The organism is Mesorhizobium sp. WSM2561 (genome assembly GCF_000513915.1).
In the GTDB taxonomy this organism is placed as follows: domain Bacteria; phylum Pseudomonadota; class Alphaproteobacteria; order Rhizobiales; family Rhizobiaceae; genus Mesorhizobium; species Mesorhizobium muleiense.
Genome location: NZ_AZUX01000001.1, coordinates 193,283 through 213,236, shown reverse-complemented (window position 1 = coordinate 213,236; position 19,954 = coordinate 193,283). Strand labels below are relative to the sequence as shown.

Sequence of the window (19,954 nt, the reverse complement as noted above, 5' to 3'; positions counted from 1 at the left end):
CGTCCTCCTTGTTTATCGCCTTTTCAATCAGTTCGCGGCCCGAAGGCCTTCCTTTGTTGTTGCGAGCGTCTGTGCAGCTTGTAGGTCAGGCAACGTCAGGCCCTCAGTAAACCCGGAATAAATCAGTGCGAGCTGCTCGCGCGCGCCAGGCGCGGGACAGTCGGCTCGCACGAGGCTCAGTGCAGCACGCAGTTCCCAGAAACGCGCTCCCTGAGCCCGGGCCGTCGCCAGTGCTTCCAGGAGGCGGTCCCTCGAACCTCCGGTTTTGTCCTGCCCAAGTTGCAGCAGTACCTCCCCCTGCAGACGCAGTATCTCGGCCGCAAACCAACGCTCTTTGGTGCGCTCGATCCCTGCTTGCGCTGCTTCGAGCAGAAGGCGTGCAGCACCATGATCGCCGGCTCTGACCTCGATTTGCGCCTGAAGGGCAATGAAATAAGGAACCATGAATTCTGCGCCGGTCGCGCGCCACTCGGTAATACCTCGTTGGAGTTCGAGGCGGCCACGACCGAAATCACCTGCCTCGGCGTTTGTCCAAGCGCTTAAGATTGTGGCGCCGGCAAGCCACAAGCGAAATCCGGCTTCGCTGGCAACGCGGGTTAATTCTGCGCACCGCTCCTGGACGCCTTGGTGATCGCCAATGATCTGGCGGATGACGCCGCCGAAGAATAGTGGCAGAGCCAGGCTGTTGCGATGGCCCACACGATGCGCTTCAGCAACCGCCTCGTCGTTGGCCGCCAGAGCCCGATCGGGAAACCCAAGCGGCAGTAATGTGCGGGCGAGATAGTCCAGGCACACGACGTGCGGATCGAAGGCGTAAACAAACGCCGGCGATCTGTGCGCTCGGGGATCGTAAAGGGCAAGCGCCTCCTCCAGATGTATCCGGGCGCGGGAGAACTCGCCGGCGGGCAACGCGCTGACGCCGGCGGCCCGATGAGCAAAGAAGGCGAGCCCGGTATCATTGTTGGCTTCCGCCAATTCAAGCAGGCGGTCTGCTGCGCCACGTGCTTCCGCCAGTTCGGCAGCATAGAGGTGGTAAAGGCACAGGCCGTACAGCACCGGAAAGAGCTGACGCGTCTCGCCCAGCTCTTCACAAAGTTCGCGCGCCCGACCGTAGGCCTCCGCCGTTGGAGGTGCGGCGAAGCCATGTGCCGCAACATGCGTGCTGCCGAGCGCCAGCCGGATTGAAAGTTCTCTGCGCGAACGTTCTTCGGACGAGGGCATCGCCGAAAGCCCGCTTAAGGCGTTGTCGAATCGGGCGAGCGCCTCCGTCAGGACCGAGCGCGAAAGCGCTCGGCGACCGGCCAGTTCATTGTACTCGACAGCCTTTTCCAAAAGGCCCGCCTGACCAAAGTGGTGGGCAAGCAGTTCGGGCTCCGTGGCTACGATTTCGGGGAAGCGCTCCTCGAGAGTCAAGGCGATCCGAGCATGCAGCTGCTGACGGCGGCTGTGCAGCAGACTGCTGTACGCCGCATCCTGCACGAGTGCATGCTTGAAGGCATAGCTCGCTTGACTTTCACTGCCACGGCGGAAAACAAGGCCAGACGTGACCAGCTGGTTCGTTGCGCGCTCAAGTTCCAATTCAGGAAGGCCCGTGGCTGCGGCAAGCAGTTCGTGCGTGAACTCGCGCCCGATCACTGCTCCGACCTGCGCCACGTCCCTGATAGAATCCAAACGATCGAGGCGGGCCATCAGCGAGTCGTGGAGCGTCGCTGGAACCGCCAGCGGAGGTAGCGGGCCAGCCAGAACGAGTTCTCCATCGCGCATTTGAAGCAGGCCTGATTCAAGGACGACTTTGGTCAGTTCTTCGACAAATAGCGGAACGCCCTCGGTCTTGGACAGAATCTGGTCCAGCACTTCGCCCGGCAACTGCTTGCCCCCTGTCATCGCCGCAATGATAGAGGCCGCCTGGGCGCGGCTGAGCCGATTGAGCGTCAAAAATGTCGCGTGCGGGAGACCACTCCAGCGGACTGCGCCTTCCGGTCGCGAAGTTGCAATCAGCAGTACAGGTAGTTGCTGAATCCGGCCTGCGATTTGGTCGAATAGCTCGGCCGAGGTCGGATCCAGAAAATGCGCGTCCTCAAGCAGCATCAGCACTGGTTGGCTGCGGGCAAGAGCCTCTAGTTGCTCGATCAGCAACTCGAACGTGCGCGTCTTCTGTTTTTGCGCCATAAGATCGACTTTGGGATAGCGCCCCTCAGTCGGGATGGACAGCAATGCGGCGATCAGCGGTATTGCCTCGTTTGGGTACTTGGTCGAACCGGCGAGAAGTTGCTCGAGACAGTCAAGCTGACGGTCGGGCGGGTCGGTCCGCCTTATGTCCCCGGCTCGGAGTAACTGATCCGTGACAGGATAAAGGGCGGTTTCTACGTGATAGGGGGAGCAGTAGTACCGCAGTCGCGTGTGTGCCTCGTCTTTCAAGTGCTCCCGCAGCTCTTGCAGAATACGGGACTTGCCAATGCCAGCCTCGCCGAACAGCTCGACTACTTGTCCTTCACCGGACGCCGCGAGCCGCCACCGGTCGAGCAGCAAGGCGACATCGTGTTCGCGCCCGGCAAGCGGCGCAGATTCGTCTGCATGAAGTGCTTCGAACCGACTCTCTGCGCGGCCTTCTCCAATCACTTTGAATGCGCTGACGGGCGTGTCGAACCCTGCCAGCGTCTGCGGCCGAATGCTGGTCACCTCGAACAGGTTTCCGATAAGTCGATAGGTCAGCTCAGAGATGACTACCGTTCCCGGCTCGGCGATGGCCTGGAGCCGCGCGGCAAGATTGGGAGTCTCTCCCACGACCGCGTTCTCCTGCGCCGACCCGATGCCAATGAGGTCACCTACGACCACCACCCCGGTCGCGATCCCGACACGAACTGAGAGTTGCTGACCGCCCTTGACGGACAGACCGCTGACAGCGCTCACGACCGCAAGCGCCGCACGGACGGCGCGTTCGGCTTCGTCTTCATGCGCCTGCGGCCAACCGAAATAGGCCAACGCACCGTCGCCCATGAGCTTCGCGACGTGCCCCTGGAAGCGAAGGACTTCGCCTGCCATGGTATTCTGGAACTGCCTCAGGAGGTCGCGCATCTCCTCGGGGTCAAGCCGTCTAGCGAGCGCCGTAGAACCGACGAGATCCACAAACATGACCGTCAGTTGCCGCCGTTCCGCCTCCCGGGGGCGACCAGGTTCGCCGAACCGCTCGACCGAAGCCGACATCGGAATTGGTGAGGCAGAAGCCGGCCTGGCCGACACTACCTCCGGCTGGCCTTCCATCGCGGCAATCGCCTCAAGTATTCGTTTGCGGTGGCCAAGCGCGCCAACCCCAATTTCTTTCAGGTCTTCGGCGGTGAGGCGGGGCAGGATTTCGGCGTCGATTGCGTTGTCGTCGAAAACCGGAACATATTGCTCCAGGCCCAAGCTCTTGAGCCAAACTGCAATATTCATTTGGCCCCTCACGGCCATCGACGCCTCCTTCGGCGGCGAGCAAGTTTATCACAATGACATTGCGATAACACGCTCCTTCGTGCACCCACGACGCTGGCGCGACGTGCACGAGCCGTCTTGGGAGGACGGAGCAGGACCAAAAGGTCCGGAGGGAAATAGCTAAAGTTGGTTCGCAGTCCCTGGCCCGACCCTTCGGAAATGGCGATTGCGTCAGGGTCTAACGGATCGCGTCGCGCCGCTGTTCATCACGGTTCAGGCTCCATGGCTCGATGGCTTGGGAGGTTTTCCAACGCGGGCTGATGTCGATCCCAGCCCGCACCCTCGCGCTGCGGCCCACATCGAAAAACCTTCACCTGAGGGGCCGTTCCAGTGGCATTGCCGGTGGGCCACTAGTTGCCGGTATGCCGATAAATCGTGTAGTATCGACGTTTTCCGGAGACGGCATGCCGGCGCCCGAAACCCTTCACAAGTGCTGACCGTCCGCAATCAGCGCGGAACTGTCAGAAAGTAGCGACAGCAGCAGATCGCTCACCTGTCCCAACAAACGACGCGCGGTGAGACGGGCGGCACGCCAAACGTGCTGTCAGTGCTGGGCGGAACGCCGCAGAGCGGCGTTCCGTGGCTTCGTTCACAAGTCTAGTTCTTGACCACGTCTTCCAGAAAGAACCGGCCCAGCGGATTCTGGTAGAAGTTCTCGATGTTATTACGCGAGACGTTGATGAACGGGCTGTAGTACAGATCGATCCAGTTGACGTCCTCTTTGGCCATCTTCTGCAGATCGGTGTACATTTGCTCGCGCTTGGCCGGATCCATCTCGGTGCGCGCGGCCGCGACCAGCTCCTTGACCTTCTCGTTGTTGTAGCGGGTCATATAGTTCATGTTCGCGTCGTGGCCGAGCACGAAGGTGGTCTTCTGGTCTGGGTCCAGGATATCGTTGGTCCAGTAGTTGACGCCGACGTCATAGTCGCCGGCCACCAGCATGTCCCATTCCTGGCTGGGGTCGACCTTCTGTATGTTGACGGTGACGCCGGCTTTGGCGAGCTGCTGCTGCAGCAGCACGGCCGTCTGCTCGACGATCTCGTCGCCGGCGCGCACGACGTAGTTGAGCGTCAGATCCGAAGCCCCGGCGTCGGCCAGCATCTGCTTGGCCTTTTCCGGATCGTAGGGCCGCTTCAGATTGTCGGCGTAGTAATAGAGCGCGCCCTTCGGGACGTAGGAGTTTGCGACCTCGCCGTAGCCGAACGTTACCGTGTCGACAACAGCCTGCTCGTCGATGGCTATGTCGAGGGCCTGCCGCACCTCCTTCTTCGCCAGCGCGCCATGCTCGTGGTTAATCAGCAGGTGATCCTCGCGGGTCGACGGGTCTAGATGGACGGTGAGGTTGGAATCCTTCTGCAGTTCGGCGACGCGCGAGAATGGCACGAAGATCGCGGTGTCGAGCTGGCCGGCCTGCACGTTCAGCATGCGGGTGTTATCGTCCGGCACGGAGATCCACTCGACGCCGTCGAGGCTGACACGATCGGCCTCCCAGAAATGCGGATTTTTCGCCAGGATGACACGGTCGCCGCGCCTCCATTCCGTGATGGTGAAGGCGCCAGAGCCGATGGGTGTTTCGGCATATTTCTCCGGACCGAGCGTCTCGAAGCCCTTCTTGGAAAGAACCGATGCGATTGGGAAGGCCAGCGTCGCCAGGAAAGGCGCGGTCGCCTGCTTGAGTTTGATCGTGACGGTCTTTGGATCGGTTGCCTCGACCGTATTTATCACCTTGAAAGGATCCGCCCACAGCGAGCCCTCGTCATCCCTGATGCGGGTGAGGCTGAACACCACGTCGTCGGCCGTCAGGTCGGAGCCGTCCGAGAACTTCGCGTCGCGCAGCTTGAGCGTATAGGTGAGGCCGTCCGGGCTGACCTCCCAACTCTCGGCGAGACCGGGCTCCAGCTTGGTGCCCGTCTTGTCGACGCGGATCAGCACGTCATAGACGTTGGCGAACACCCACAGGTCGATGTTCTGGGCGGTCTTGATCGGATCGAAGGTGGTCGAGTCTTCGCGCCGGCCAATCGTGAGTACGCCGGCGGCTTCTGCGAGCGTCGCCCCCAGGGACAGGCTGGTCATAACGGTGACCAAGCCGATGCGAATCCATTTGCTTCTTAACATCCGTATTCCCCTTCTGGTTTGCCTTTGGTTTCAGTTTGCGACCCCGTCGGCCTGCGGGGTCGCCATCTTCGGGGGAGCAAGCAGCGGCTTGTCCGGATCGATATGCGGAACGGCGGCAATCAGCGCGGCGGTGTAGGCATGCTTCGGCCGGGAGAACACTTCCTCCGACCGACCTTCCTCGACGATCACGCCGCGGTGCATCACCACAACACGCTGGCAGAGATTGCGAACGATTGCGAGATCGTGGGCGATAAATATCAGCGTGAGCGACATACGTTCCACCAGTTCGCGGAACAACTCCACGATCTGCGCCTGGATGGTGACGTCGAGGGCGGCCACGCACTCGTCCGCAATGATAAGTTTCGGGTCGACGGCGAGCGCGCGAGCTATGCCGGCCCGCTGGCATTGGCCGCCGCTCATCGAGCGCGGCTTGCGGTCGAGGAACGCGCGCCCCAAGCCGACCAGGTCGAGCAGTTCGCCGCAGCGTGCCGGAATTTGCGCGGTCTCGATCTTGCCCTGTACCCGCAGGACCTCGGCCAGCATCTTGCCAACGGTAAGATGAGGATTGAGGGCGTTGTAGGGGTCCTGGAAAACCATGGCGGTTTGACGTCGCAGCATGCCGAGGACTGCGCGACCCGATGCGATGTCCGTACCATCGAACCGTATCGTGCCTGACGAGACCGGCGTAAGTCCAAGGACGGCGCGCGCCAGAGTGCTCTTGCCGCTTCCGGATTCGCCGACAACGCCGACCGTTTCGCCCGGCATGACACGGAGTGTGACCCCATTGACGGCATCAACCGCGCCTCGCCGGAACAGGCCGCCCGTGGCGAAGCGCACGTGCAGCTTCTCGATGTCGACCACCGGCACCGCTCCGGGTGCCCGAAGCTTCTCAGCCTTTGCCGGCATGTCCTCCTCCGGCAGCGAGGGATGACTGGCGATCAGCGAACGGGTGTAGGCATGCGCCGGCGCCGCAAGCAGACCGCGCTTCTCTCCAATCTCCACCAGTCGACCTTGCCACATCACCGCGATGCGGTCGCAGACTTGGGCGACGATGCCGAGATCGTGGGTGACCAGGATCACCGAGAGTCCACGCCTGGCGCGGATGTCCATCAGAAGCCGCAGGATCTGCGCCTGTATCGTCACGTCGAGTGCCGTCGTCGGCTCGTCGGCGATCAGGATCCTGGGATTGCTCGATAGCGCCGCGCCGATCATGGCGCGCTGGCGCATGCCGCCGGAGAATTCGTGCGGGTAGCTATCGTATTGCCGAGCCGGATCGGGAAACCCGACCTGGGCGAGGATATCCACCGCCGCGGCGCGCGCCGCCTTGGCGTCCAGCCGCTGGTGAAAGCGGATGCCCTCGGTGATCTGGTCGCCGATCCTCATGACCGGGTCGAGATGGCTGCTCGGATTCTGAAAGATCATGCCGATTTCACCGCCGCGCACCGCGAGCAGCTCGGCTTCCGGCGCGGTCGTCAGCTCACGCCCGGAAAGTGTGATCGAGCCACCGCTGATCCTGAGCCGGCTCGATGGCAGCAGCCTAACGAGTGAGCGGCAGAGCAGGCTCTTGCCCGACCCGCTCTCGCCGACCAGCCCGAGCACTTCTCCCGGAGCGAGATCGAGCGACACGGCATCAAGCAGGGTACGCTCCCCGCCGTCACCGTCATGGACGACCGTCAGGTCGGTGACCTTGAGCAGCGCCGCGATCACTCGTGAACCCCGAACAAATCGGCCAGCCCGTCGCCGATCATGCTGAAGGCGAAGGCGAGCGTCACGATCGCAAGCCCCGGGAACAGTGTAATCCACCAGGCGGTGGTGACGAAGGCTTGGCCTTCCGCCACCATCACGCCCCACTCCGCGACTGGCGGCTGCACGCCCAGCCCGAGATAGCTAATGGCCGCGCCATTCAGCAGGACGAGGACCGCGTCGGACATCGCAAAGACGACCGAGCCGGCAGCGGCATTGGGCAGGAGGTGACGGAACATGATGCGCATGCGGCTGAAGCCGAGGCTGACCGCCGCAACCGCGTAGTCGTGGTTCTTGAGCACGAGCATCTGGGCGCGGATGAGCCGCGCGTAGGAAACCCAGCCGACGAGGGCTATGGCGATGTAAAAACTGGCCAGGCCAGGCCCCAGGATCGCAATGATCGACAGCATCAATACCAGGAACGGGAAGGCCAAGATGACGTCGACCAGCCGCATGAAGATGGCGTCGACTATCCCGCCGAAGAAGCCGGCTACCGTGCCCAGCGTGGTGCCGATGAGAAAGGGGAAGATAACGCCGATGACGGCGATCTTGAGGTCGATGCGCGTGCCCCAGATGACGCGCGAGAGGATGTCGCGGCCGAAATTGTCGGTCCCGAACGGGTGCGGCCAGGACGGCCCCTGGAGCCGTGCTGTCGCGTCCTGGGCGATCGGATCGTAGGGCGCGATCAGCGGCGCGCCGAGCGCGAGGACGACGAACGCCCCAAGCAGGAAGACGCCGGCCGCCAGCGTACCGCGGCGGCGAAAGCGGCCCTTCCTGCCGAGCGCGGGCGCGGCCAAGGGCTCGCTCACAGCTTCACCCTCGGATCGAGAGCCACCGTGACGATGTCAGCCAGGAAGTTGATCAGCACGGTGGCGCAGGCGAAGACCATCGCCACGCCCTGCACGACCATGTAGTCGCGCGAGAAGATGGCGCGCACCAGCAGCTGGCCCATGCCGGGCAGCGCGAAGACGGTCTCCACCACGACGGTGCCGCCTAGCAGCCAACCTATGTTTACGGCGAGAAGGTTGACGGTCGGCACCAACGAATTTGGCAGCACGTGGCGCCAGAACACGATGCTCTCCGGCATGCCGCGCGCGCGCGCGGCAGTCGCCACGTCGGACTTCAAGCCTTCGACCATCGCCGCCCGCAAGCTGCGCGCCAGAACGGTCGACAGCGACAGCGAGACAGTGAGGCTCGGCAGCACGAGATGTGCAAGCTTTTCAGAAAGCGTGTTGCCGTAACCGGACACCGGGAGAATGGCGAGTTCGACGCTGAACAGGATGATCAGCATCAGGCCGAGCCAGAAGGGCGGGAAGCCGATGCCGAAGGTGGAAACGATGCGGATAACTTGGTCCGCCAGCCTGCCCTGATTGCGCGCCGCGATCGCCGCCACCGGCACGGCGATCAATACCGACAGCACAACGCTGCAAAGCACCAGCGTCAGAGTGGGCTCGATGCGCGTGGCGATCAGCTTCAGCACATCGATCTTGTAGAGGATCGAGCGTCCCATCTCGCCGTCGGCGAGGTTGCGCAGGAAGTAGAAATACTGGGCGAGCATGGGCTCATCGAGGCCGTACTGCGCGCGGATGCGGGCGACCGCTTCGGGGGTGGCGCGGGTGCCGAGCAGAACGCGAGCGGGGTCGCCGGGGATCAGCCGGACAAGGATGAACGTGATCACGCTGATGCCGAACAGCACCGGCAGGAACTGAAGCGGACGGTATAGTACGAACTTATAGCGGTGCATGGCCCTGAGGTGTTTCCCCGTCCGCTCCCTTTCCCCTGCATTCCGCCTGCATCAGCCTGCCTTGTTGCGCGAGAGGAACCCTAAAAGGATCGGATAGTATGCAGCTGGGTTCTCGTAGAAGGGCATGTGACTCGCATTCGGGATAATGTGCAACTCCGACTGCGGCAGGCCAAGCTTCATGCGCAGACCACAGGCTGGTGTCAGTTCGTCGTGCTCGCCATGCGTGATCAGCACCGGCACCTTGATCCTGGGCAGGTCGGGCACCCGGTTCCAGTCCTTGAGATTGCCGATGTAGAGAAACTCGTTCGGACCTTGCATGGTCGCGTAGGGTCCCATGTTCCAGTCGTCGAGCGAGCGGCGCACCGGCGCCGGCCATTCGGGCAGGCGGCAGACATGGCGGTAGTTGAGGATCGTCACCGCCGCCATGTATTCCGGATGATCGTAGGTTCCCTGCGCCTCGTGCTTCTGCATCATCGATACGGTCTCAGGCCCCAGCGAGGCGCGCAGGCGTTCCAGTTCCAGAACAAGATGCGGCATGTCGGCGACGGTATCCTCGAGGATCAACGTCTGCAGGTTCTCCTGGTAGGCAAGCGCATATTCGATCGCCAGCCAGCCGCCCCAGGAATGACCTAGCATGTGTACCTTGCCGAGTCCCAGCGTCTTGCGAACCGTCTCGGTCTCCTCGACGTAGCGCGCGATAGTCCAGAGCGAGGTGTCCGTCGGCCGGTCGGAGGCGCCGGTGCCAAGCTGGTCGAACGCCACGACCCTGTATCCCTGGTCTACCAGGCAGGAGTGCGATTCACGAAGGTAGTCGCAGGCCAGGCCAGGCCCGCCGTTGAGGCAGAACACCGTCTCGGTGCTGGAGCCGAAGCTGTAGGCGACGACCTTAAAGCCGTCGACATTTACCTCGATGCGATCGTCGGCCGCCATCTCATGCCACATGATACGCTCCGAATGCACAGATTTTAGGCATGCTCATATATTAAGCGAAACGTTGGGAGTGCGTCAGCTATAAGAAGTGATAGGGTGGTCCGGGACGTAGGCGGAAGAGCTCATGCTGGACGAAATCACAACGATCAGGCGGCGTTTCACTCGCCATGGCACCTTGGACGGATGCATCGACGAGGCGTTCGCCGCCCTGTCCGGCCTAGGCTACGACGCGCTGGTCTACGACTACACGCCCATCCCGTACGATCTCGACGGCGCTATCATGATCCCGTCGATGCTCAAGCTGCGTAACATCGATGACGACATGCGCGACTATTGGTGCGATCGAGGTTACTTCCGCATCGATCCGGTGCAGATCGTGGCGGCGCGCAGCTCCACCCCCTTCGCCTGGAGCTACGACAAGGAGATCGACACCGAGATAGGCGCGCTCCTCGACGAGACTACGGAACCCGTTGCGCGCTATCTGCGCGAGCGCGACCTCACTAGCGGCGTCACGATCCCTATCCACATGCCGCGCGGCGGCTATGCCACGGTTACCGGCATCCGCCTCGGCGCGGACGAGATGGTAGATCGGGATGCGGGAACCATCGCGCGCTTTAGCTTGCTGGCGCACGTCTTCCACGACACGGCCTACGCCCTCTACGACCGATCGGCTCTCAGTCCGCTCCTGCCGTCCTTGACTGAGCGCGAGCGCGAGTGTCTCCGCCATTCGGCACATGGCCTCTCTGCCAAGGAGATCTCGCGCGTCATCGGGCGCTCGATCCCTACGGTCGTCATGCACCTCACCGCCGCCGCCAGGAAGCTGGGCGCCAGGAACCGCACGCAGGCCGTCGTTCGCGCGGCGCATTTCCGCCTGCTCGACAACTGACGAAAAGACCCTATCACTTTTCATAGCTGCCCCTCTGACAGGCTCGCCCTATGATGCTCGCCGCAACGAGGAGAGCCGCCGTGCCGGAAGCGAAGGAAGGGCATGTCGCGTTCGCGGCTACCGCACTTGGTACCGCATCACCGGCAACCTGGATTTGCCGAGGCTCCCCTGGTTGTCGCCCATGGGTGACCAGGCTGCAGCCACGACTATGTCGACGGGAGTTTTGACCGGCGAGGAAACCGCTTTGTTCTTGTTGAGAAGCGGCTGTATCGTGAAATCAGCACCCATGACAGTCCGCAACTGGTCAGCGGCGTGCGGAGGCTAAGACACGGAGCCGTGCCATGTCATCGGACAACCATCTCCGGCCGAACCCGAAGCGGAGGCCTAAGGTGGCTTCCTCGGTTCCAGCTAAGGCGGCAGCGCCGGACGCGCGGGAGCCCGGGCCGGACACCCGCAAGACGGTCACCATCCTCTTCGCCGACATCGTCGATTCCTCGCGGCTTAGCCTCTCCCTCGATCCCGAAGCGCTCCGGAACCTGCTCTCCCGGTACTTCGGCGAGTTGAGCGCCGTCGTTCAACGGCACGGCGGAATCGTGAACAACTATATCGGGGACGCGATCATGGCTGTGTTCGGCATGCCGCTCGTCCACGAAGACGACGCGCTGCGCGCGGTGCGGGCAGCGGTGGAGATGCGCGAAACACTTGCCATCCTTAACCACGAGCTCGAAGCCGGTTGGGGCGTCCGCCTTATGAACCGAATCGGCATCAACACCGGCGAGGTGATCGCCAGCGACCAAACGCAGGGATACTTGTCAGTCGCCGGAGAGGCCGTCATTGTCGCGAAGCGCCTTGAGGAGGCAGCGACGGCGAATGAGATCCTGATAGGGGAGCCGACGCACAAGCTCGTGCGCGATGCGGTCGTCGTCGAGCCGAGCGGGCCGCGCGCACTCAAGCGCGGCGCGACCATCCGCGCCCTCGTCGTGTTAGAAGTCCTCGCCCACGCCCCGGGCGTTGCGCGCCGCTTCGACTCGCCTTTCGTCGGGCGCGAACGCCAACGAGCCTTGCTTGAGACCGTCTTCCGCAACGCGGTCGGCGATAGAACCTGCCACCTGGTCACCATTCTCGCCGACGCGGGTGTGGGAAAGTCGCGGCTCGTACGGGAGTTCACGAGCGGCCTTGCCGAGGATGTCACAGTCTTGCACGGCCGCTGTCTGCCCTATGGCGAGGGCATCACCTATTGGCCGCTGGCCGAGATCGTCCGGGAGCTTACCCGCGCGGAGGGACCGGACTCCGGCAAGCAGCTCGCAGCGGTGATCGAGGCGCGGCTCGCAGGCGACGAGAAGGCCGGGCTGATTGCCGAGCGTGTGACCGGGGCGCTCGGGCTTGGCGGCGCGAGACAAGGGACGACCGAGGAGACCGCCTGGGCCGTCCGGAGGCTGTTTGAGGCGCTCGCGCGAGCGGGGCCGCTCGTCGTTGTGGTGGACGACGTCCATTGGGCCGAGTCGACATTCCTCGACTTAGTCGAGCACGTCGCCGACTTCTCACGCGATTTCCCGATCCTGCTCATCTGCATCGCGCGGCCGGAGCTCTTCGACTCGCGTCCTGGCTGGGGGGCCGGCAAACGCAACGCGACGTCGATCGTCCTCGAGCGGCTCAGCGACGCGGAATGCCGCGAGCTGATCTCCAACCTGCTTGGCCCCGCGCCGCTGCCGCCTGCTGCCGAGTCGAGGATCGCGAGCGCGGCCGAGGGCAATGCGCTCTTCGCTGAGGAACTCGTGGCGATGCTCGTCGACGACGCGTTGCTCAGGCACGCGCCCGACAGCTGGGTCGCTGCGTCGGACCTCGTTGAGCTGCCCGTCCCCTCGACTATCAACGCGCTTCTCGCTGCCCGTCTCGAGGGCCTCCCGTCCGTCGAGCGCGCCATCCTGACGGCCGCAGCGGTCGAGGGCTCAGTATTCCATCGGAGCGCCGTCAGCGAGCTCGCCGGCCCGGTGCTCGACACATTCGAGGACGGCTTGCTCGCGCTCGTCCGCCGGGACCTGATCCGCCCGGAGGCGCCGTTGTTCGCCGGCGAGAAGGCCTATCGCTTCCGTCACGTCCTGATCCGCGACGCCGCGTATCGCTCCCTGCCGAAGAATACGCGCGCCGACCTGCACGAGCGCTTCGCCGCCTGGCTCGAGCTAGCGGCCGCGGACCGGCTACGCGAGTTTGAGGAGATTGTCGGCTATCACCTCGAACAGGCCTTTCAGTACCGTGTCGCGCTCGGTCCGCGCGACGTGCGCGCGGCCTCGCTTGCCGCCCGGGCGTGCGAACGGCTCGAGGCAGCCGGGCGGCGGGCGCTTGTTCGCAGCGACCTGCCGGCGGCGATCAGCCTGCTTGAGAGGGTTTCCCGGCTGCTTCCCACCGATGACACACGGCGGATCGCGCTGCTCGCCGAGTTGAGCGGCGCGCTGATCGAAAGCGGCCGGCTGGACGACGCCGGGCGCGCGCTGGACGAGGCGGAGCGCTTGGCCGCTGCCGCTGACGACCAGCGCTTGGCAGCGCATGTGCTCGTTCAGCGGCAGTTCCTCCGGATCTTCCACGGCGAAGAGGGCGGGCTGGAGGAGGCGGCACGCGCGGCAGCTGCGGTGATCCCGGTCTTCGAGCGCCTCGGGGACGACCTCGGCCTCTGCCGCGCACGGCGGCTTGAGGCCTGGCTATCCTTCACCGCGGCTCGCGGCGAGGCCGCCATTGCAGCTTGGGAGCAAGCTGCTGCTCACGCGCGACGTGCGGGGGATTGGCATGAGTACTACGAAATCCTCACGTGGATCGCTTCCTCCTTGTGGTTCGGGCCCACCCCGGCAGCCGAGGGCATCCGCCGTTGCGAGGCGATGCGCGTGCAGGTGGGCGAAAGCCCCGAGTCCGAGGCAGCGATCCTCCGCCAGCTCGCGTGCCTTAACGCGATTGTCGGCCGCTTCGCGATTGCCCGCGAGCTGATCGCGACGAGCAACGCCACCTACGCCGACCTCGGCCTTACGCTCTACGTGGCGTCCTCAGAGCACGAGGCCGTCGTCGAGCTGCTCGCCGGGAACCCCGCTGCGGCCGAGATGAGCGCGCGCGCGGCGTATCGCGCGCTTGAGGAGATGGGCGAGCGCGCGTTCCGTTCGACGATGGCCGCGTCCCTCGCCGTGGTGATCCTCGAACAGGGACGCGACGAAGAGGCCGAGGACTTTGCTAAACTCAGCGCCCAGCTGGCTGCGAGCGGAGACCTGGTGACGCAGGTCCGTTGGCGCCGCGTGCGCGCACGCGTGCATGCGCGGCGGGCAGAGCTCCGGGCGGCGGAGGCGCTCGCGCGCGAAGCTGTGACGATCGCCGAAGCGACCGACTTCGTCAACGACCGGGCGGATGCACTGGTCGACCTGTCGCACGTGCTCGAGGCCGCCCGCCGAGGCGACGAGGCGGTCGCCGCTGTGTCCGGAGCGCAGCATCTCTACGAGCTGAAGGGAAACGTGGTCGCCGCGGCCGCGACCCAGCTCCGCCTAGGCAAACTCGTCAAAATGTGACACCGTCGGGAGGCGGCAAGGGGCACCGCCCGCACCTCCTTGTGAACCGCTCTGGATCGGAGGTGATGTGATGCCACCGAACTTCGATACGATCGACGAGCATAAATATGCCTCACCGCTGGCCCCCTAGACCGGGCGAGACAGTGCTGAGGCTCGATACTTGGGTCCTCCAGCCGGATGGCGCCTGCATGAGCCTTTCTGCCTAATCCCAACTTGTTGAAGGCCCCCTTTCCCATTGGGTGAGGGTGCTAATTCCTGAAATCATTTTCAGAGGTCAAGCATGGTCACGAAAAAGAAAGCGCCAGCGAAACAGACACCCAAGCGACTCGGTGCGACGAAGCCTACGAAGCGAAAAGCTGAGACAGCGAACCCAGCCGCAACTTCCGAAATTGCCGAGCCAGTCCGCGAATTTCTCAAGAAGACATCGATTCCTAAAGGATTCGTTAACCCAAAGCCGATCGTGCTGTCGGAGTTGCGAAAGCGCGTGACCGAAACGAATCTAAGGCCCACCGTTTCGCTGGAGCAACTGTTGGCCAGCGCGAATCGCATCAAGCCGGCGGACCTTCCCGTGGAGAAGTTACCGGAAGACGTCAAAGAGTCTATCCTCGCACTAAAGCCAGGGATTCGACGTTTTCACGGCGTTAAAATTCCGCTCTACTGGTTCCCGTTTCCCTGGCTGAGTTCTGCCTGTGCAGATCGCTTCGGATACATGTCGTCCGCGGCCACCCGTGCGGCAACGAAGTTGCCATTCAATGTCGCGACGCAAGCACTCCTCGGCCAACTCGGTAACATGATGGGAGACCCCGGCCGTGATCCTAATCCTGCGTCTCACAATCCCGCTGATGCGGGCGTGTCTTCGATACCAGCAGGCTTCACTTATTTCGGTCAGTTTGTGGACCATGACATCACGTTCGACGTCTCGTCGACTCTCGACGCCGATACCGATGCGAATACAATCAGTAACATGCGAAGCCCAGCGCTCGATCTGGATTCCATTTACGGCCGCGGGCCAGGCTTAGACCCATTTCTCTACCTTTTTCCTACATCTGGTCCAGCTACCGCAATCAAGCTGCATAGGGGCTCGAACACTCCTATTGGCCCGGGCGGCCCCAGCAACAACGGTGACAAATCGGGCATGGTCCAGCAGATGAGTTGGGATGTGCCCCGCATGCAGGGTACGAATACTGCCGCGATCGGCGATCCGCGCAACGACGAAAATCTGATCATCGTACAGTTCCAGCACGCTATGCTGCGTTTCCATAACGCCGTTGTTGATCTGCTGGTGGCAGTAGCGTTTGCGGGCGACATCTTCGCAGAGGCCAAACGAATCGTGACCCATCACTACCAATGGGCCGTGGTGCATGACTTTCTGGAAAGAATCTGCGGAGTGGCTACCGTGAACAACGCGATGGCGAGCGTGTCAGCTCCCATCGGCAGCTCGTTCCGAATGCCCGTCGAGTTCGCCGTGGCAGCGTACCGGTTCGGCCACAGTATGATCCGTGATACGTACTGGGTGAATTTCAACTTCCCGAACGCCACACTTGGACAGGTGTTTGAGTTCAATCGCGATCCACGGCTGCCGATCTTTTCCACCTGGGTCGTTGACTTCAACGCGTTCTTTGACACCGGAGTGCCAGTACCGGTTCACAACAAGGCCCGGAAAATCGATAGCTTCATGGCTAACGGATTGGAATCGTTGCCCGGATTTTCAGGAATGATGGCGATTCTGGCAACGCGAAACCTCCGGCGCGCTCTAGCTCTCGGTCTGCCGAGTGGACAGGGCATGGCCAACTCATTCGGCATTGCGCCGATGACCGCGGCGCAGTTGACATCTGGGGTGCCGGCGGCCGAAATGGCTGTGCTGAATTCCAGCGGCGGTTTACTGCTGAACAAGACGCCACTGTGGTATTACGTCCTTCGCGAGGCTGCGGTCCTCGCCGGCGGAAATCAGTTGGGTCCGGTCGGCGGCAGGATCGTGGCGGAGACGTTTGTCAGGATTTTGAAGCGAGATGCGTCATCCTATCTGAACGTCGCCGGCGGGTTCACACCTATTCTTCCTTCGTCCACGCCTGGAAACTTCACGGTGGCCGATCTGGTGGCGTTCGCCGGAGTAACGCAACCATAGAAATCGCGTTGCGAACGCCGATGACGGGACCTTCAGCCGTGCTGACTTCATCTTCGATCCGGTCCAGAACCAGTTTACCTGTCCCCCTGGCAAGCCGCTCATGCAGTATCGTCGCAACTTGACGGTCCCGCGAATTTTTCCGCTCGCCTCTGTTCGATGAATAGCCGCTTTTTGACCCGTGTCGGTCATTCCGAACCAACACCGACTGCCTTGAGCCGCCGGACCTTTACTTTTTTTTAAAGACGTCCTCTATAGCTTCCTTAGTAGATTTCCCCTCGTTAACTTGCTGCTCAACTTCCGCGAGCCGTTTTTGGGCCCTGCCGATCGCAGCCTCAATCCCCGTCTTCATGTTCTCAAGGACCTGGACCTGATTTTGGAAACTCTTCATATAAACATCGTCGATGGGCATTTCATTCCTCCATCTATGCCGCGCTCGATAGTTAGCGGCCGTTATGCAAGCCAGACTATCTCATACCACCATTCGAATTCAGTGGTATTGGGATTTGTGGCGGTATCCCGATAAGCCATGAGCGCGATCCCCAGTGCGAATCCGCTCGTGAATTTTCCGTATGCCCACCCCGGGTCGTCTGCCTTCCACATAGTATACGGCGGCCCCGCCCCCCAACCTGACCAATGTGGAGTGTGGCCTGAGCTTTGACTGGGGCCCACATATTTAATCCCCTCTAACGGTAACACGTCAGCCTGCACAACCCAGGCGTCGACCCACCTGGGTTCTTCGGAGGGGTTGAGGCCTGTGATCGGACCCGTCGGCCACTCGACCCGACCATTGTTAAGTGTCTGCATAAAGTCCCAATTGGCTGCCATGACATATCTCCAATCGCTGGCGGGCGACTCGCCCGGATTCGTGAACAAGAGATCATATGCCCCTCAACTATGTCCCATTTCTTCGAAATCGGCTAGGTTATCTATTAGGTGTAGATAATGTTCCGTAGGCGCTCGCGCACGAACTTCTGGAACGGGTCCGACTGCTAACCGTTCATTGGGGATGCCTCGAACTTCCGCAGATGGCGCAATCGCGGCGTCCAGAATGGTCGCCAACAATCTCTGCTTTCAGGCAGTGGCAACGGTCACCTCAATGGCCGATATCAGGCGCAGAGCGGACAGGTTCCACGATCGGCCAGTGCGCAGTTAATCGACCACACCACTCAAGGTATCAGCACGACCTTGCCGGTCGAGCGGCGCTCCTCCAGCAGGCGATGCGCTTCGTTGGCCCGGTCGAGCGGATAGCGGCCGCCTGTTGTCACCAAAAGCCCGCCGCTGGCGGCTAGATGGAAAAGCTCCGACAGACTACCGCGCAGCACGTCGGGAGAAAGCAGCGGAAGCAGGGCAAAACCTCGCAGTGACTGGTTTCGGGTGATCATCGCTTCCAGTTCCGCAGCGCCGATCGCGTATCTGCCCAGCGCCGCAAAGACCAGCTCTCCACCTGGAGCGAGAACCTCCAGCGATGCCGCCGTCATCGCGCCGCCGACAATGTCGTAGACGACATCGACGCCGGCGCCGCCAGCCGCCTCCCGCACTCGCGCGGGCCAATCCGACGTGCTGTAATCGACCGCGGCATCGGCGCCAAGCCACAGGGCAAGGTCGAGCTTGACCCTGCTGCCGGCGACCGCGATCACGTTGCTGGCGGCCTGGCGTTTGGCGAGTTGGACCAGCAGGGAGCCAACACCGCCTGCAGCTGCAGTGACCAGCACCGATTTGCCGGCTGGCGGGCTTTGCCGCAGCAGATGAAAAGCCGTCAGTCCCTGCACCATCAAAGCCGTCGCGTCTTCGAATGAGAGCGCATCGGGCAAAGGCACGGCCAGCTTTGCATCGATCGTCACATAGTCGGCATAGCCGCCAAACGGGCGCTTCGAAGCGAACAGCGGCGCAGCTATGCGTGTCCCGGCCAGCGAGATGTCGACCCCGTGACCAAGCGCCTCCACGGTCCCGGCAGCCTCGACGCCGAGAACCATCGGCAATTGCGGCGTCATCGCGTAGCGATCCCCGCGCATCAACACCTCGAAGAAATTCACGCCGGCCGCATGAACGCGGATCAGCACCTCGCCTGCTTGCGGCTCTGGCTTCGGCATCTCGACGATGTCGAGGACGTCGGGACCGCCGAAACGGTTCAGTTGAATGGCTCTCATGGCATGCACCCATCGCTATGGCATCGCATGCTGTTTGCCACTATCTGCCTGATCGCGACCACACACTCATTTGTCCCCTGCTGACCAGGAGGTGACCATGGCCATGCCGACCAAAACGGGGCCGACCAAAACGGGGCCGACCAAAAGGGTGCCGACAAAAAGGCTGCTCAAGAGACTGCCTCTGCTGCCGGCGGAACGCGCGCTGAAGGTGATCTCGGGCCGATGGAAGGCTGTCATTCTCTACCATCTCTTCGACGGCCCCCGGCGGCTGTCGGCGCTGAAGACGCTGGTGCCTGACATCACCCAGAAAGTGCTGATCCAGCAGCTTCGCGAGATGGAGGAACACGGCCTTGTCAGACGCGAGATCTTTGCCGAGATTCCCTCACGCGTCGAATATTCGGCCACGCGCCTCGGCCTCAGCCTCGAGCCTATCCTTCTGGCGCTCTGCGCGTGGGGCCAGCACCATGCGGATGAGTTGAACGAGATGGACCGCCTCGCCGACTGCATCATCAGGCCTCGGCAGGCGCGCCCGCCAGCCATCGCCTGAATACCAGCCATCGCCTGAATCAAAAGGGGCGACGCAAGCGCCGCCCCGGGAACCCTTGGGAGGATTGTTCAGGTCTGCGGTTCAGGCCGCCTTGACTTCCTCGGCCACCGCGTCGGCCTGGCGCGCCGCCTTCAGCACTTTGGCCCACCATGCAACGTCGTTGACCAGCGCGGTCGCCGCCTGGTTCAGGTGCTCGAGCTCCTCGAGCTTCTTTTCACCTTGCCGGACGGCAAGGAAATCGCCCCAGGCAATATGGACTGCCGACTTGACCGGCGCCATCTGCAGCTCGACCGCATGCAGCCTCAGCTGCTCGACGGCACGCGCGCCGCCGACGCTGCCATAGCCGACGAAACCGGCCGGCTTCTTGTTCCATTCATTGGCGGCGTAGTCGATCGCGTTCTTCAGCACGGCGGTCGGGCCATGGTTGTATTCGGCGGCGGTGAAGATGAAGCCATCGAACTCGGCGACCTTCTTCTGCCAGCGCTTGGCCACTTCATTCTGCGACGGCGCCCAGGCGGACGAAGCGACCTCGTCGAAGAACGGCAGCGGGAAGTCGCGCAGGTCGACCACTTCCACGTCGATGTCGGCATGCGACTTGGCGATCCTGGCGATCCACTGGGTCGGAACGTCGGCGAAGCGAGCGGCGCGGGTCGAACCGACGACAATGGCGATTTTGGGTTTGGACATAGAGGGGCTCTCCTTCA

13 protein-coding genes are annotated in these 19,954 nt (G+C 62.6%); 4 read left to right on the top strand and 9 right to left on the bottom strand.

The annotated features are described in order from the left end of the window. Positions 1 to 27: 27 nt before the first annotated feature. The 6 genes from M727_RS35505 to M727_RS0101040 form a co-directional block, all read right to left on the bottom strand. Complete coding sequence (locus M727_RS35505; protein ID WP_198032572.1) at positions 28 to 3,432, bottom strand: adenylate/guanylate cyclase domain-containing protein; 3,405 nt, start codon at positions 3,430 to 3,432, stop codon at positions 28 to 30. Between the two features lie 636 nt (positions 3,433 to 4,068). After that, entirely contained in the window at positions 4,069 to 5,544 is a 1,476-nt protein-coding gene (locus M727_RS0101060; RefSeq protein WP_245268321.1) for an ABC transporter substrate-binding protein, read from the bottom strand. A gap of 72 nt (positions 5,545 to 5,616) precedes the next feature. Continuing rightward, complete coding sequence (locus M727_RS0101055; RefSeq protein ID WP_027151097.1) at positions 5,617 to 7,293, bottom strand: ABC transporter ATP-binding protein; 1,677 nt, start codon at positions 7,291 to 7,293, stop codon at positions 5,617 to 5,619. Further along, complete coding sequence (locus M727_RS0101050; RefSeq protein ID WP_036261019.1) at positions 7,290 to 8,138, bottom strand: ABC transporter permease; 849 nt, start codon at positions 8,136 to 8,138, stop codon at positions 7,290 to 7,292. Before M727_RS0101050 ends, M727_RS0101055 begins: the two co-directional genes overlap by 4 nt. Continuing rightward, positions 8,135 to 9,073, bottom strand: a complete 939-nt coding sequence (locus M727_RS0101045; RefSeq protein WP_027151095.1) for an ABC transporter permease — start codon at positions 9,071 to 9,073, stop codon at positions 8,135 to 8,137. Before M727_RS0101045 ends, M727_RS0101050 begins: the two co-directional genes overlap by 4 nt. 51 nt (positions 9,074 to 9,124) lie before the next feature. After that, positions 9,125 to 10,015, bottom strand: a complete 891-nt coding sequence (locus M727_RS0101040) for a proline iminopeptidase-family hydrolase (protein WP_027151094.1) — start codon at positions 10,013 to 10,015, stop codon at positions 9,125 to 9,127. A gap of 112 nt (positions 10,016 to 10,127) precedes the next feature. Here M727_RS0101040 and M727_RS0101035 point away from each other — a divergent pair, with 112 nt between their 5' ends. From M727_RS0101035 to M727_RS0101020, 3 genes are all read left to right on the top strand, one after another. Further along, positions 10,128 to 10,889, top strand: coding sequence for a LuxR family transcriptional regulator (locus M727_RS0101035; protein WP_027151093.1), 762 nt, complete (start codon positions 10,128 to 10,130; stop codon positions 10,887 to 10,889). A gap of 341 nt (positions 10,890 to 11,230) precedes the next feature. After that, entirely contained in the window at positions 11,231 to 14,431 is a 3,201-nt protein-coding gene (locus tag M727_RS0101025) for an AAA family ATPase (protein ID WP_084646576.1), read from the top strand. 280 nt (positions 14,432 to 14,711) lie between these two features. Beyond that, complete coding sequence (locus M727_RS0101020) at positions 14,712 to 16,556, top strand: heme peroxidase family protein (RefSeq protein ID WP_027151091.1); 1,845 nt, start codon at positions 14,712 to 14,714, stop codon at positions 16,554 to 16,556. A 226-nt stretch (positions 16,557 to 16,782) separates the two neighbouring features. Here the strand turns inward: M727_RS0101020 and M727_RS0101015 are convergent, their stop codons facing one another. Together M727_RS0101015 and M727_RS0101005 are read right to left on the bottom strand one after the other, a co-directional pair. Further along, positions 16,783 to 16,965: a hypothetical protein gene (locus tag M727_RS0101015; RefSeq protein ID WP_027151090.1), complete on the bottom strand. Its 183-nt coding sequence runs from the start codon at positions 16,963 to 16,965 to the stop codon at positions 16,783 to 16,785. 757 nt (positions 16,966 to 17,722) lie between these two features. Continuing rightward, positions 17,723 to 18,703 (bottom strand): zinc-binding dehydrogenase, encoded by a 981-nt coding sequence (locus tag M727_RS0101005; protein WP_027151088.1) that lies wholly within the window; start codon positions 18,701 to 18,703, stop codon positions 17,723 to 17,725. A 103-nt stretch (positions 18,704 to 18,806) separates the two neighbouring features. Here M727_RS0101005 and M727_RS0101000 point away from each other — a divergent pair, with 103 nt between their 5' ends. Further along, positions 18,807 to 19,250: a helix-turn-helix domain-containing protein gene (locus M727_RS0101000; protein WP_084646615.1), complete on the top strand. Its 444-nt coding sequence runs from the start codon at positions 18,807 to 18,809 to the stop codon at positions 19,248 to 19,250. Between the two features lie 81 nt (positions 19,251 to 19,331). Here the strand turns inward: M727_RS0101000 and M727_RS0100995 are convergent, their stop codons facing one another. Continuing rightward, positions 19,332 to 19,937, bottom strand: coding sequence for an NADPH-dependent FMN reductase (locus tag M727_RS0100995; RefSeq protein ID WP_027151086.1), 606 nt, complete (start codon positions 19,935 to 19,937; stop codon positions 19,332 to 19,334). Positions 19,938 to 19,954 lie beyond the last annotated feature (17 nt).